We start from the raw sequence: 13,823 nt of genomic DNA on the forward strand, positions 1-13,823 counted from the left end.
CCTTCGCCACTGGTCCACTTGGGTACGTTAATTGGTGCGAACCCCAGATCGGCCCCCGCAAACGATTTGCAACTTAATATAGAAGTGCTACTAGAAGTATTTATATACTGACTGTAACCACTCTGCGCCAGTATTAACGATAGTCATATTTTTTACGCGACCCTCGTTTAATATTTCCTTTACGATGTCTAACCACTAAGCTAAGACTTCGCCCAGATAGGTGCAGACAAACTTAAGCGCATCTATTCCGTGTATTCTAGTTGGTCGCGATGTATTCGCGCGGGGAGATCATTTATGGCATTACAGTTTCGCACGAGCGCAGAGAAGCTTGCAGTCACGGTGAGTGACGACGTTGTTTTCGACGATCCGACAGCGAAGCGCGTCTACAGCGCGGTCGTAGGCGACGACACCTTTGATTTCAAAATTGAGAACACCACCAACTGGGGGGTGAACAAGGACGCCTATATTAAGGTCGACGACAATCTTGACCACACCGTAACGGTCTCCGACTTCGTCTACGCCAACCTTGACTACACCACCGCCAACTCTGCAGATATTACCCTAGAAAATGCCAAGCGAGCCGACATTAAAACGGGAGCGGGCGACGACAAGATCACCGTGAATGTGGTGAACTCACTCAACGCCGGCTTCGCCGGCTGGGACAGCCCGACGCTCGTAAAGGATTCCACTTTCAATATCGACAGTGGTGCGGGCAACGACACGATCATTTTCAGGACGGGAACGTCCGATCCTGGCCTCAATCTGGCAATCTCGAAATACACATTGACCAACATCCACGCTGGTGAAGGCAATGACACAATCGACATGGGATCTGGATCGCTTGCCGAGACTCGCGACACGATCTACGGCGAGGGTGGCAACGATATCATTCATGCCGCCGGGGGAGATGACTTCGTTGACGGCGGCGATGGCGACGATTTCATCTATGGGGAATCCGGCAATGACGTTCTCCATGGCGGCAAGGGTAAAGATTATATCGAGGGCGGTACCGGCAACGATACGATCTATGGCGGCGACGACGCCGACTTCATTCGAGGCGGTGCCGGCACTGACACCATCCATGGGGGAGCTGGAAACGACAAAATCTCTGGTGGAACCGGCTCCGACTTCCTTTTCGGCGATGATGGCGCAGATACCTTTGTTATCGGTCACGGTGACCTGATTATGGAAGATGTGAATGGTCAGCCGAAATTGCCTGCAGTTGACACCATCATGGATTTTGATGGTTCTGCGGGGGATCGCATTGATGTCGAGAAGCCTGGTAACTGGCAGATCGTCGACGCCGGCGCCGATACTCATCTTATCAATTCAGAGGCTCCTGAAGGATCGATGGTTGTTCTCAAGGGCGTTCACGCCGCAGATTTCCATTCCGATTGGTTAATCTAACGATTGGACGGGGCCAATCGCTATATTGGCCCCATTCTTCAATGACGATATTTTCCGGGTTTTACGGCGAGGACTTGATAACGCGGCTGGTACTTCACACAGCGTAACTCGCTGAGTATCTCGCTAAATCGTTGTGCATACTGTCGACATACATTCACAGCGCCTGCCGAGCAGAAGGATGCATTTGAGCACCCGCAGCCGACTGGTTAGGGAAGGAATGGCCAAATTAGTGGGAGTCGTTCCAGCTTGCGTGCGAGCGTCACAGCCCTTCAAATACTCTCTTTCTCAGGCAGTTGCCGCGAAAAAAGAGCGTCGTTGCTGCGCTATGAAATTCCTCGTGCTGCGACTAACCAGCGCCTTGTTGACAAAGTGATTACCCAATCAGCAGCAGCGTGTTGGATACAGACCGGTGGAACATTCAAGGGTTTCTGCCTGCAGAGCGAGACGAGATTCCCAACCTTCCTGCAATAATCGCAGCTATCTCGACGAAAATGCTCTAACTGGGTATGCGCTGTCATGGCGTGGCATCTATGAGCGTTATGGAAAGTGAAACTCGGCATTTGTCGGGTGCCGCCGATGGTCGGAGAAGGCGTATGGGACGCGCTTTGGAAACGCAAGTCGGAACCCGGGCTGATCGACGACTGGCAATAATCGACAGTACTAAGTTTCGCGGCCATTCGCCGGCGGCCGCTAAGAGACATCGACCAATACATACTCGGTCAGCAAGGGCCGCAGGGCGCTGACATGACCCCGAGACAGGTCCCCATCCGGACTGAACACTCGAACTCAGGTGAAACCTCTTAGCGGCCCGCCTTAATACCAACCTAGACCTATCCGGCGGGCACGGTGCGGTAAAACTGCTTACCACGTAGGAGCGACATCATCGGTCTCTCGATCAAGAGATGAGCTCCGATCCCAGCGGCCGCGCCGACACATATCAGCACTGCCCATGTAGCGATACCGTCAAACGGCGGAACGCCCAAGCCTCGCTTCCACATGCCCGACAGGATGATGAAAGGAAACATATGAAAGAGATAGATTGAGTATGACGCGTCTCCGAGGAATGACGTCACTCGACCTCCTACATAGTTCTTCAACTTTTCGTCGAACAGGAAGCATGAGAAGACCGCAATCGCGATGGGAGCTCTTGTGATCAGCGCGCTATAATCTTCCCGCCACTCATCAAAGAGAACAAACGCAATAGTACCCGACACCGCCACAATTATTGCACACCATCGCAAATAGCCATTCCAGCGAATACTGCCGTTTCGATAAAAATAAGCAGCCCACCCGCCTGCGATAAACTCAAGCAAACGTTCGTTAGTGATAACCTTCCAAATGCCAAAATCTATACTAACAAAATTCCCCGCGATTATAAGGAGAGAAAATAAACCCGTCATCTGAACTAGAATTCTCTCCCTGGCTTGCCATATAAGCGCCGAAAAGAGAAGATAAAAGAACATCTCGTAATATAACGACCAGCCTACCTCAAGGACAGGCTTTACGTCCCCATTAAAATACTTGGGGATTAACAAGAGGGACGCAAAAATATCCAATCCAGACAAAGAATAGCTTGTACCAGGAAGGAACGTTATCGCAATGAACAAGATCGAGGCAACCCAGTAAAGCGGGTAAATTCTTCTCACCCGTAGGAATAAGAAAGAACGAGCAGTAATTTTCTTGTCCCACGCAGAATGAAAAATGATGAAACCGGAAATGATGAAAAATATATCAACGCCAAGCGCGCCAAATTTTGTCAGCCCGTGTTCCCGGGCCCAAAATTCGTTAGTTAAACCGAGCTCTGTATGGCGTTTTATTAGAAGGCCGTGCGCATGGTAATAAACAACCATTAGGGCGGCGAATCCCCTAAGCGACTGCACATTGGATAACATAGCTTTAACCCAAAACGAGACTATCACCGCACTATAAAAAGATCTCGGCACATATCAAGCCTTTGACAGTCATCGCCTATCTGGAATCCTTGGCCATTCACCATATTCCACTGCACTAAAACGGCACTTGGCTGCGAGGGGCCATGGCGCTCAATTCAGTCTCGACACGGCGCGAAACGAAGTTGGAATTGCTTGATGAACCCCGCAAGTGCGCTTGCCATTCCGCCATCGTCGCAGACGGTTAGTCGCTTCTCTATTCGGCCGGCGGTGAAGCCTAGGCTTGCCGCACTACGATCGCAGCCAGGAAGCGGCCGTTCAAGACGGGAGCTCATATCAGAAAAATGCAAATGCCGTGAGCCCGGGCCAAAATATTTGAGTCAATCAACTAGAAACTTAGTTCGTCTAATGTCGTTGGGAAACAGGCCCTCTCATAAATTGCTTCGAACTTCAGATCGCGGATTAGCATAGTTTTTCAAGGAATTGCCGGAATTATGATACATATTCGCGATGCCATAAGGAATTTATTCGTACAACCTGAGGCGGGCTCAACATCTAAGAAAAGGCATTTCAGGAGCAAATTAAGCTTCAACCCGGGGGATTTCTCCGTTGTTTATGCAATTGGTGACGTGCACGGCTGTTACACGGAGCTGCTAAGAGCAAAAGACATTATATACGGCGATGCCGAAAATTATAGTGGTTCGGCTTTGCTGGTTTTATTGGGAGACTACATCGACAGAGGCACTCAATCTAAGGAGGTGATCGAGCATATAACCAAGCCCGCCAATGGAAAAATCACGCAGGTTGCGCTCTGTGGCAATCACGAAGACGAGTTTCTACGTTTAATTGACGATCCGGATTATTTTTTCAGTTGGCGGCAATTTGCCGGAATGAAGACCCTAAATTCATACGGCATCGATCCGGCCTACCTGTTGCGACATGGGGGCACTCTGGCGCTAGCGCGCGCCATTAATGAGGCCATTCCAACCCACCACAAAAACCTGCTGGTAAATATGCCGTCAATGGTGACTGTCGGCAATTTAGTTTTCGTTCACGCCGGAATTCGCCCCGGGGTTCCCCTTTCCGAACAACAGGACCAAGATTTATTATGGATTCGTGAGCCATTTCTTACACAGGGGCCCGAACTGCCAGTAGTTGTCGTACACGGGCATACCCCGGTCGGACGACCCTTCTTCGGGAATGGGCGGATTGCTATAGATACTGGAGCATTTGCAACGGGCAGGCTAACCATCCTTCGGATCGCGGATGGCCGGGCGACGATACTAAGCTAGTTCTATCGGCGAAGCGCGCCGAAAGCCTTAACGCCGAACGCGAGCAGTAGGGCCTTTCTATCGGGCGGCAATTTAGCGCCGGCTTCCTTTACAAAGGGGAGCAGGGCAGGGCTGATCACAGCCAAAGAGGGTCCGACTTCATGAGGGTCACCGAGCGCCAGGAGGAGATTGACGTCGCCCTGGAGCGACTTACGCGCCGCCTCAAGCGTAGCTGCGTGAAGACGATTCCAGAAATACACGCGCGCCAATAGAGCGACCTCGTCAGCCGGCGCAAGCCGGGCGGACATATCGACAAATCGCGCAATCGCCTTCGGTTCTTGCACGATCACGGACCGGACCATTGCCAGCCTCAGCCAGAGGTTGCTCTCGGTCGGCATGCAAGAGACTGCATGGCGCATGAAACGTTCAGCGCCATCAGATGCTCTGAGCCACGCGTCATAGCCGGTGATTTCATCGGCCGTATCCAGCCGATTGAGCACGAGCGTCGTACCCGCCATGACGATATCCGAGCGGCAATAGTCGCCGGAGACAATCATGTCGGTCATGGCTGTGGTCTTGGTGAGTGTCTCAGGGCTGACCTGTCCGGATTGCTCAAGTCTCTCTGCAACGAGAAAGACGTCGGCAAAGCGAGCCGATTGCCGAATATCGGACACTGCAAAGATCAGCAGTGCAATCGCAGTTACAAAAAATAAGAGAGACACGGGGGAGGGAAGGGGAAACCCAATCTTGACTGCGGCGCCTTGTTGCGTTCGACCTTTTGCGTTTGCGCGCTGAGACATGATCTACCGGTCCAAACCGATGTGAAAACGATCTGCTCCATCACCGGAATTTACCGGCGTACGAGACAGGAGTTCTTCCTAGAAGGGGACGACATGAAGAAGGAGGCCGAACGGCCCCCTGAAGTGCAGCAATACCTGCTATTAATGCGGATTAAATACTACCGCTGACAGAACTGTTACGGATAATCGTAAAGTTGCCGCCGCCTGAAGCCCCAGTCTGCAGAGAACCCGCACCCTGAGCAGCGCCACCGCCATCGGCGCCATCCGCAGGGCCGCCCAAACCTGAAGCACCAGGACCGCTGATGTCACCACCAGCCGCCGGACCTGCGCCCGGACCTGCACCACCGAGCGCAGCAACAGCAGTTTGACCGGTCAGTGATGCCTCAAATGCCGTGCGCAGACCCGCGAGCGCCGGATTACCAAGGATTGCTGCTGCGATAGCAGCCGAGATTTCATCGGCAAGGTCGGAATGCTGGGGACGGCAAACGTTAACGGCACGTCCGAGACCTGCGCCGATCGCTGCTCTTTGAGCATCCGTCGTCGCCGGGTTCGCCGCCAGTGTCAGCATCGTTGCCGTCACACCCGTTTCGGTTGCGGTAAGATCGCGAACCGAACCAATGAGTAAGCTGTCAGACGGATTGCCCGTAAGGATGCTTGCAGGCGTTGCCCTGAAGGCATCCATTTGCGAGCCGTTTGCCGCACCGGGCCCCGAAAAGCAGTTGCCCGCAAATGATGACGTCGCAAAGCCAAGAACGCTGAGCGCGACGATAGCTGTGCCCGTTAAAGTATTCTTCCCTGCGTTTATCATTCCCAGCCTCCAATGGACACGGAGCTTATAACATAAACTCCGTTGAGCACCAGTCCGTTCGATATCAGGTGCTCGAAGTATTACTTAATATATTTAATTCCCCAGCTCTTGGACCGCCTCGCGCGTATCAAGCGCATCGTTGGAAACGCCCCTGACAGTAGAGGTGACAGAATTCAGAATATCCAGGAACTTCACAAGCTCGACAGAGTGTGCATTGGAAACATACATGACATCTTTGTCCGCCATCCGGAATTCCTGAACCGCAAACAGTGTCGCTGGATCGCGCAGGTTCGCACGGAATATGACCGGTACCTGATCATCCTTGAAGCGGCCTGTATCGATATTCAGCCGTTGAAGGATACCGCGATTGACCTTTCGATAAACGACAACTTCGCGAGGGTCTGCACGCGAATCGAGGAGACCTCCAGCCTTCGCCATCGCCTCGCCAAGGGTCAGGTTCGAATCCTCGAAGTCGATCCGGTTATTGATCCCGGATGCGCCAAGCGCGATGAACGTTCGGCGCTCGTGCTCGACAGAGACAGTGTCGCCGGGCGCGAGGAAGATATTCTCCGACGGGTTCTTCAGCAGCGTTTCGTATGCGATTGATGCGGTTTTACCGCGACGCTGAAGCGTAACGTTGGTTTCAATATTGGGCGTCGTCAGGCCGCCCGCCTCGGAGATCGCGTCGAGGATACGATCGCCGGCCGGAGAAAGAACGATCTTTTGCGGGCTATTAACGTCACCGACAACCGCTACTTCCGAAGAGCGGCTGGTTGTAGTCGTGAGAACGACCTGCGGTTCGATCGCGCGGCTTGCCAGTTTGTCTTCGATATCCTGCTCGACCTCTTCCTTCATACGTCCTGCGGCCGGGACGCGGCCTGCATAGGGAATGCTGATCGTGCCGGCCTTATCGATCGTCTGTTGCGGGAGGGTGATGTAGTTACCCGGACGGCTGCCAGCGTCAGACGGAATAAAGAGACCACCAGCCTGCGCTTCGAAAATCGAAACCTGTACGACGTCGCCGAAGCCGAGCGGTATGTCAGGAGCACCCCCGCGGCCACCACCAAACCCAGTCTGCAGAGAACTCGACGGGACCTTATCGAAAAAGGGCAGAATCCCTTTGTTGAGATCGATCAGAACGTAGTCAATCCCAACCTTACGCTCAGGAGTGGTAACCTTAATTGCTGCGGCGCGATCGATCTCGGTATGATCAGGACCAGACCTCGGGAGAGACGTGCAGCTGGAAAGCACGATCAGCATCGACGCGACGATGCCGCTACGGCGAGTTACAGGAATGCGCATCTTGACCCTACTTAGTAATAGCTCGAAACTGTCTAGCCCGTCGACAACTTAAAAGACAAGTAATTATCCGACCCCGTCAGGTACTCCATACCTAACAGAAGGTTATTGTGGCAAGAGGGCAACATGGATTGTCCCATTTATGGTAAATTAGCAGCGTTTGATACATTAAGATTCTGCCGCAATTCAAATGCAACCAAGACGAATATTATGGATTTCTGTAATGGCGATTTTGACTATCGGGAGCCTTGAAATCGTCATATTTCAACAGGTTCGACTGGGTGGCCGATTCGCAACTCCCCTGACGGGGCCTTCCTGTTTTCACTGAGTCTTTCTTCGCGACCGCAGCAAATTGATATGACGCCAGCAAGAACCGCCATAAAAAATATGGCAAACCCTGGAATTTGAATTGAAAAATCGACTGTCGCATGGGCCGCCGTCAAAATCGTGGCAGAACAACCCAAGATAGCGTAATGCCTTAGCCTATGGCGTTCTCGATACCCGATCCAGAAAGCCCTCAGGAGAACGAAAAAAATCGGCAAGACAACAATCGGAAAAATCACTCCTAGCGTCAGGAAGCCCTCAAGATACGAATTATGGGCCCTGTCGACAATGCCGCCGATTCCGCAATCTGGCGTCCGGTAGGCAGGGTAAACGGTTCGGAACGTACCAAAGCCGGTTCCCTCAAGCCAGTTGTGTGAAATGGCATGAACCGTATCCGACCATATGCAGAAGCGACCGTCATCTGTGCCCTTCTGGTCGGCGCGCTGGATCGCTCTACCGCCGAAAACGGCGACAAAAAGGAGCGAAAGTGCCCCGACGACGAGTAGCCATTTGCGGAAAGCAGAGCCGGCCTGCAACGCCTGTCCGGAGCGTCTGCCTCTCCATTGGCTAGCAAGAAACGGAAGATAAACGACCGAGCCCAAGCCTGTCACAACAAGACCGGCGCGGGATTGGGTTAGCATCAAGGCGGTTAGGCAGGAAAGCCCAAAGCCAACGAATAGCCAAAAGCCTAAGCCTTCATTGAAACTGCCTGATGGCGCGGATGAAAAACCGAAATAGGCGCGGCCGTTTTCGGAAGCAAATGTCGCAGTTAATAGAAAGCCCAGACCGAGGAAGGTTGCCGCTGTGTTGCGATTGACGAAAACGGCGGTGAGGCTATCGAGATAGTACCGCTTGTTCTCGGTCAGCAGCATCTTCGGAGATAATAGAAATTGAGCAAGCCCAAACAGCGCGATTAAACCTGCGCCAACGGCAAGGACCATCAGAATTCGGCGCGCCCGCTTGTCGGTATCGGCAATGATCAGGCCCGTCAAGAATGTCATTGCGGGCAACGCAATATACAGTAGAGAAGCGAGCGTGTCGGCCGGCGCAACCGAAATCGTATCCCTCGATTCGCCTAAAAGGACACGCGCATCTTTCCAAATGGGATTGATAAGCGACGGCCAGGGCATGTGAATTGTCTGGACGACGACCCAGGCTAATGTGACGAGGAACAGCAGCAAAGTCCAAACAAAGATCCAGCGAGCACGCTTTGGCTCACCAAAAAGCATGAGTGCGGCAAGACCGAGCGCAAACATGCCGATCGCGACCGCCGCAAAAGGAGTTGCATCGACCAAGCCGAACGGGATGACGGCAGTGAGCACCACCGTGCAGTAGAAGCCGGCAAGTATGGTCTTCAATCTATCCGTCACAGCCACGGCCAAAATTTGAATGGTTGGCCGACCCCTCGGCGCCTCTGGGCCTGTGTCTGCAAGAATTCTGCGACTTTGGCAACCCCGCGCGAATCCGGTGCGACACTAGTACCAGAATTGGCCGCCCAGTCGGTCGCTTCGGAAAAAGATGGTTCGCTAAAATTGTCCAGAACGATTTAAACGGATCGAGAGCCCTGCCTCCGTATGTTCCCGCCGTTGGCTGAAGCTGGATAGAGCTTCGACCAATGGAGGCCGGATTTCAACCGGCATGGACATTCGACCGCAATGCGGTCGTCGAAACGGGGTAAGAAAATGTTTAAGCACGCACTGGTTACTGCGGTGACGCTTGCATCTCTGTTTGCGGTTCAGACCGCGCAGGCCGCCGGTCCTGCCGGTATTGCCCGCGGATTGAAGGCCGCGCCGGCATTCAGCTATATTTCCGAAAAGCGCCGGACTACGGCACCTTTCGCCCATGTGATGTTCTGCGCGCAAAACCCCAGTGAATGCGAGGCACGCGGTGGAGCTTCGGAAATTTCGCTGAATGAATTCGCGAACAAGCAGCTTCGATCGGTCAATGCCTCGGTCAACCGTTCGATTCGCCCGGTCAACGACAGCCAGGATCAGGGCGATGTCTGGCAGGTGAACGTGAAATCGGGTGACTGCGAGGATTTCGCGCTGACGAAGCGTGATCATCTTATTGCGATGGGCTGGTCGCCGAAGGCGCTGCGGATTGCGGTGACGAAGACGCCCTACGGCGAAGGTCACGCGGTTTTGGTCGTCAAGACCGATCAGGGCGATCTTGTGCTCGACAACCGCACGAACGCGATCAAGGGCTGGAAGGATACGGATCTTCGCTGGCTGATGATCCAGTCAGGCGATAACCCGCGCATATGGTACGAACTGTAAGAAGTCACGTGCTTGAATTGATTTGCCAGTTTCCCATGGCGTAGTCGTTGGCGATGGTACCTATTCAATTGTTGTGCGCTGATGTGGAGAGTATCGAGTGGCGTTCGCCGTGCGAACCCTTCTCAGCATGTTGCACTGATAAGGCAGCCATGGTCTCTACCATGATGGCTAACCTTTTGTGGATTTTTACCTTCTATCGTTGCATCGACGATTTACGCGAAACCTATGGCCTGATACCGCTCACTCCGTCTTAGGTTTCACGGCTCGGATCTAAGGCAGGCTACTGACAAGATAAGCGAGTGGGATCGATATAGGTGAGAAAAGCGCCGCGAGTTGCCTCACGAAATATCTGCGCGGCCACGCCGTGAGGAGGGGTGACGATGCCAGTGTATTGGCTGCACACAATTACTATTTGTCTCGATCGATATTCACTTTTTTGGGCGCAGCGTGGGCGAAGTGAGTTTTCTTAGGAGGAGCTGAATGCGCAAGTCCAAATTTGCCTTCCACCTAGCACTGTTGATGTCATCGCCGATCGTAGCGACGGCCGAACCGTTGGAGAGCTTTCAGCTTAAAGACCATGTGGAGGTGAGCGGCCAGTCAATAGGATCGAGTCGACTTTATAAGGTTACGCCGACACTGGCAAAGACTGTCAGGTTCACAATAAACGGCGATAGTGCTTGTCGCTACGGACTGCAGAAGGGTGCTGTGCGAGACTTCCAGCCGCCAGAGGGTGATTTTCCGTTTGTTTTCTCCGACAAGGCAGCAGTCGGTGATGTCTACATCCTCTCATTCTCGCAGACGCGCCCCGCCTGGCTAGAAGGCAAGCCGTGTCTCTACTCGTTCTCGATTGCTTTGGACCCGGCGCCATCCGGCTGACAGACCGATCGCAAGTTGCCATCACCGAACCTATGACATGCTAATCAGCAGCCGGAATTACAGAAAGCGCCGCTCCAGTCGACGCTCTATATGAGCAATCGTCAGATCGTGGTGACCGCGACGCAGGATGCCGAAGGCAACATCATAGACGCCGCCCCACATCAACAGGCTCGTTAGCGTCGCGATGATCATCCACTGTATCCGCATACCGAGGATCATTAGCTTGCCATCGGGCAAATGACACCTTAAAATTTCGCAATCTCACGGATGAAGCGGGTCAGGCCATTGACAATATAGAGGTGGCACATCTCGGCCCTGTCTTAAAATGCTGTGCCAAACGTGCGGTGAAAGAAATGAGTTCCAATCGGGAAGAATGCGACCGATAAGCATGTTCCGATTGCCCTGATGAGCCCCGCATATCCGGTAGACGGCCGGTCAAAACACGTAAAGGCTGCGGCGCGTTTAAACATTACACGCTTAAGTCGATGTTCAAGAGTGTCGACAAACCTCGCCATGATTTCCGGCTAGGGCCTTGGCAAAGAGTCCGCGCACTGCAAATACCAACAGCGTCTGTATGTTCCCTCTGCTTAAATACCCGATCGTAACTTTTGCGACCATTGAACGAGAATTTTTGTAAAGATCGAGGCATCGAAGTCAGCGTCAAACGTCGGAGGGCGGGACCTTGCTTTCGCCCGATGACGATTAGCATCCGTTGATCCAGCAGTATTACACCAACGGCGGCGGCGGTGCTGGCGATCCCACGAAGGCGCGCAAGATCCTGCCAGCGGCGGGCCACATGCTGTTCCCAAGCGGTACGTCGCCGGGCATCGACGTCGCTGTTTCGCCCGCATACTCGTACTCCAAGGCACGGTTGGGCGATCTTGGATCTAACGAGCAATGGCTCCACCTTGTGTTCGGCAAGGGCGGCACGTCCCAGCGCGAGTATGTGGACTACGCGCTCGTTGGTGGTCAGCCGCAAGCCCTGACAGCACAATGCCGCTGTTCGAGGATTTCAAGAACACGCTTGCCCAGTTCATGTCGAAAACCCGACAGCTGTAATCGAATCCTTGAACTATGTCATCACTGGTACGCCGACGCAACGCTCTGCGTCGCCGAGCAATTCGGGAGGAACCCAGCTCTACGGCTACAACAGCGATACGAGCAACAACGGCCTCTCAAGCGCCAACGCGTTGCCTGCAAAGATTTGGAATGAAGTGCTGACCGCAGATCAGATCGCGGTGGTGAATGCGGCTTATGCTTCCACCTTCGCTATCACGTTTGGCTGATCACCAGGCCTGGCGTTCGACCTTGTCGAAGAGCTCTTCTTCCGTAGGCTCGCGCTCGGCAAAGGTGCCGTCAGGCAACTGGCGGCGCATCTGCTCGCCGTGCCAGTGCCACTCGCTCAATGTCTCTGGAGTTTGTGTGAGCAAAGCAACCGCCCGCCGCCAGAACGAAGGCCGGTAACGCCGATTATCTGTGATTGCCATTTTGAACCTGAAACCTCAACCCTGAGCTTTGGGTATCAGGTTGCAGAATGCTCGTAAATCGTGCGGCGCAGCAAACGCGCAGAAAAAGTTCAGAAATCGTTAAAGGCCCCACCGCCCCATCAGCTTCGGCGATGGAGTTGCCTGCCTTGTCGATTTTCACGAACTAAAGGCGGTCGTTAAAAGCTTCTGTTCTTGCTCCACGCGTTCAGGCGAGTAGCAACCCTTCATCCATCCGTAGCTCATTGCTGTTCCGTGAAACTTTCCTAGGCCCTGTTGACAAAGTATGGCAGCCATATTTTGGCTGCGGCCAAAGCGAGGAATGCCGAGAATGATCTTTGGGTGTTATCGTATCTGGTGGCGACGCGGCGGAACTGCTTGAGCCTGACCTCGCCATTCCAGCAGGCGAACTCCAGACCGTCCGAGCACCAGCGCAGATTGGAGCGCATGACCATGACCTAGCCATCGTGGAGGCGGCCCTTGCGAACGGCCGTGTGCTTCTCCAGCAGCATGACGTGGTTTCCCATGATGCGGTGGACCCGTTTGGCGTTGACGACAGGCTTATCGGCGGCTCGCCTTTCGCGATTGAGGAGCGCGGCGATCCGCCGATAGCCATAGGTTGGCCTTTGATCCACCAGACTGCGGATGGCGGGCAGAAGCTCTACATCCCCGACCTTGTGGTATGGCCCACGCGGCTTTGATTTGCCCTTCAGCCGCTCGATGAGGTTGGAACGGGAGACACCCAGCGTGTCTGCGACAGTCTTCATCGCGAACCGTCCTTCGGCAACAAGATCGGCCGCGATATCCGTTTTTTTGAGTCCGCTTTGGAAAGGGCTTCGCGGAGGATTTCGACCTCCATCGTCTCGGCCGAGCATGCGCTCCAACTCGCGGACGCGATCCTCCAGCTTCTTTACTTCCGAATTGCCGACAACCGGCTCGTCAGAATCCACGGCTACAGCACCTCCCTCACTCAAGAGCCTGCGCCACCGGTAAAGCAGATTGGGCGCGACGCCATGGCGGCGAGCCGTAGACGATACCGTCTCGCCTGGTTCGAAACTCTGCTCAATGATTGTCAGCTTTTGCTCGGTTGTCCACCGCCTCCGGCGAACATCACCCGTGAGCAATTCAACGTGTCGATACTCGTTAGACATAAGCCTGTCCTCAAGCCTGTGCTTGAGCCTTTCTGCTTATGCCGAGTGTCCGGTCGAAATGGGGGCAGTTCATCCAGATTTCCGCCGGAACTCATCTTAGCATTGTCAATCTGTCACGTCGGTCGCGCGCATCAGCCTGCGATTGAACCGTCCCGGCTTTGCCGGAGACCCCAACTCGTGAGAAGTAGGGTCTATGACAAGCAAGACGACGAACAAGTTTTCTCCTGAAGTCCGCACC

Annotated in this window: 13 protein-coding genes and 2 pseudogenes; 5 read left to right on the forward strand and 10 right to left on the reverse strand. The window is 53.8% G+C overall.

The genetic code is table 11. From position 1 onward, the window contains the following. Positions 1-294 precede the first annotated feature (294 nt). Positions 295-1,407, forward strand: a complete 1,113-nt coding sequence (locus FHX06_RS32650) for a calcium-binding protein (protein WP_112970271.1) — start codon at positions 295-297, stop codon at positions 1,405-1,407. Between the two features lie 830 nt (positions 1,408-2,237). Here FHX06_RS32650 and FHX06_RS32655 read toward each other — a convergent pair. Further along, positions 2,238-3,299, reverse strand: a complete 1,062-nt coding sequence (locus FHX06_RS32655; protein WP_112970272.1) for an acyltransferase family protein — start codon at positions 3,297-3,299, stop codon at positions 2,238-2,240. Positions 3,300-3,790: 491 nt separating this feature from the next. Here FHX06_RS32655 and FHX06_RS32660 point away from each other — a divergent pair, with 491 nt between their 5' ends. Further along, positions 3,791-4,588 carry a metallophosphoesterase family protein gene (locus tag FHX06_RS32660; protein ID WP_112970273.1) on the forward strand — a complete coding sequence of 266 codons (798 nt, stop codon included), beginning with the start codon at positions 3,791-3,793 and terminating at the stop codon, positions 4,586-4,588. 2 nt (positions 4,589-4,590) lie between these two features. Here the strand turns inward: FHX06_RS32660 and FHX06_RS32665 are convergent, their stop codons facing one another. From FHX06_RS32665 to FHX06_RS32680, 4 genes are all read right to left on the reverse strand, one after another. After that, positions 4,591-5,367, reverse strand: a complete 777-nt coding sequence (locus tag FHX06_RS32665; RefSeq protein WP_183882351.1) for a hypothetical protein — start codon at positions 5,365-5,367, stop codon at positions 4,591-4,593. 151 nt (positions 5,368-5,518) lie between these two features. Then, entirely contained in the window at positions 5,519-6,175 is a 657-nt protein-coding gene (locus FHX06_RS32670; protein WP_112970275.1) for a hypothetical protein, read from the reverse strand. Between the two features lie 93 nt (positions 6,176-6,268). Further along, on the reverse strand, positions 6,269-7,435 hold the full coding sequence (locus FHX06_RS32675; protein ID WP_246715737.1) for a polysaccharide biosynthesis/export family protein: 1,167 nt from the start codon (positions 7,433-7,435) through the stop codon (positions 6,269-6,271). 296 nt (positions 7,436-7,731) lie between these two features. Next, positions 7,732-9,156 carry an O-antigen ligase family protein gene (locus tag FHX06_RS32680; RefSeq protein WP_183882353.1) on the reverse strand — a complete coding sequence of 475 codons (1,425 nt, stop codon included), beginning with the start codon at positions 9,154-9,156 and terminating at the stop codon, positions 7,732-7,734. Between the two features lie 324 nt (positions 9,157-9,480). Between FHX06_RS32680 and FHX06_RS32685 the strand changes: the two genes are divergently transcribed. Next, positions 9,481-10,074, forward strand: a complete 594-nt coding sequence (locus FHX06_RS32685; protein ID WP_018114623.1) for a transglutaminase-like cysteine peptidase — start codon at positions 9,481-9,483, stop codon at positions 10,072-10,074. Between the two features lie 480 nt (positions 10,075-10,554). Next, positions 10,555-10,950: a hypothetical protein gene (locus tag FHX06_RS32690; RefSeq protein WP_183882355.1), complete on the forward strand. Its 396-nt coding sequence runs from the start codon at positions 10,555-10,557 to the stop codon at positions 10,948-10,950. 57 nt (positions 10,951-11,007) lie between these two features. On the opposite strand, the gene FHX06_RS36135 is transcribed toward FHX06_RS32690, so the two are convergent. Beyond that, positions 11,008-11,142 (reverse strand): hypothetical protein, encoded by a 135-nt coding sequence (locus FHX06_RS36135; RefSeq protein ID WP_281413475.1) that lies wholly within the window; start codon positions 11,140-11,142, stop codon positions 11,008-11,010. Between the two features lie 875 nt (positions 11,143-12,017). Between FHX06_RS36135 and FHX06_RS32695 the strand changes: the two genes are divergently transcribed. Then, entirely contained in the window at positions 12,018-12,236 is a 219-nt protein-coding gene (locus FHX06_RS32695; RefSeq protein WP_183882357.1) for a hypothetical protein, read from the forward strand. Here FHX06_RS32695 and FHX06_RS32700 read toward each other — a convergent pair whose 3' ends face one another. The 4 genes and pseudogenes from FHX06_RS32700 to FHX06_RS36350 form a co-directional block, all read right to left on the reverse strand. Further along, positions 12,237-12,380: a hypothetical protein gene (locus FHX06_RS32700; RefSeq protein WP_162728642.1), complete on the reverse strand. Its 144-nt coding sequence runs from the start codon at positions 12,378-12,380 to the stop codon at positions 12,237-12,239. Between the two features lie 320 nt (positions 12,381-12,700). Continuing rightward, positions 12,701-12,820, reverse strand: a pseudogene (locus FHX06_RS35835) (IS5/IS1182 family transposase); the annotation flags it as partial. A gap of 72 nt (positions 12,821-12,892) precedes the next feature. Then, positions 12,893-13,201, reverse strand: coding sequence for an IS3 family transposase (locus FHX06_RS36345; protein ID WP_409564447.1), 309 nt, complete (start codon positions 13,199-13,201; stop codon positions 12,893-12,895). Between the two features lie 162 nt (positions 13,202-13,363). After that, a pseudogene (locus FHX06_RS36350) lies at positions 13,364-13,585 on the reverse strand (transposase); the annotation flags it as partial. Between the last annotated feature and the right edge of the window lie 238 nt (positions 13,586-13,823).

Origin of the sequence: Rhizobium sp. BK512 (assembly GCF_014194915.1) — a bacterium.
Lineage (GTDB): Bacteria > Pseudomonadota > Alphaproteobacteria > Rhizobiales > Rhizobiaceae > Rhizobium.

Excerpts from the sequence above, each read along its gene's own strand:
- FHX06_RS32685 (WP_018114623.1), top strand. The coding sequence starts at position 9,481 with ATGTTTAAGCACGCACTGGTTACTGCGGTGACGCTTGCATCTCTGTTT.
- FHX06_RS32690 (WP_183882355.1), top strand. The coding sequence starts at position 10,555 with ATGCGCAAGTCCAAATTTGCCTTCCACCTAGCACTGTTGATGTCATCG.
- FHX06_RS32665 (WP_183882351.1), bottom strand. The coding sequence starts at position 5,367 with ATGTCTCAGCGCGCAAACGCAAAAGGTCGAACGCAACAAGGCGCCGCA.
- FHX06_RS32670 (WP_112970275.1), bottom strand. The coding sequence starts at position 6,175 with ATGATAAACGCAGGGAAGAATACTTTAACGGGCACAGCTATCGTCGCG.
- FHX06_RS32660 (WP_112970273.1), top strand. The coding sequence starts at position 3,791 with ATGATACATATTCGCGATGCCATAAGGAATTTATTCGTACAACCTGAG.
- FHX06_RS32675 (WP_246715737.1), bottom strand. The coding sequence starts at position 7,435 with ATGCTGATCGTGCTTTCCAGCTGCACGTCTCTCCCGAGGTCTGGTCCT.
- FHX06_RS36345 (WP_409564447.1), bottom strand. The coding sequence starts at position 13,201 with ATGAAGACTGTCGCAGACACGCTGGGTGTCTCCCGTTCCAACCTCATC.
- FHX06_RS32655 (WP_112970272.1), bottom strand. The coding sequence starts at position 3,299 with ATGTTATCCAATGTGCAGTCGCTTAGGGGATTCGCCGCCCTAATGGTT.
- FHX06_RS32650 (WP_112970271.1), top strand. The coding sequence starts at position 295 with ATGGCATTACAGTTTCGCACGAGCGCAGAGAAGCTTGCAGTCACGGTG.
- FHX06_RS36135 (WP_281413475.1), bottom strand. The coding sequence starts at position 11,142 with ATGATCATCGCGACGCTAACGAGCCTGTTGATGTGGGGCGGCGTCTAT.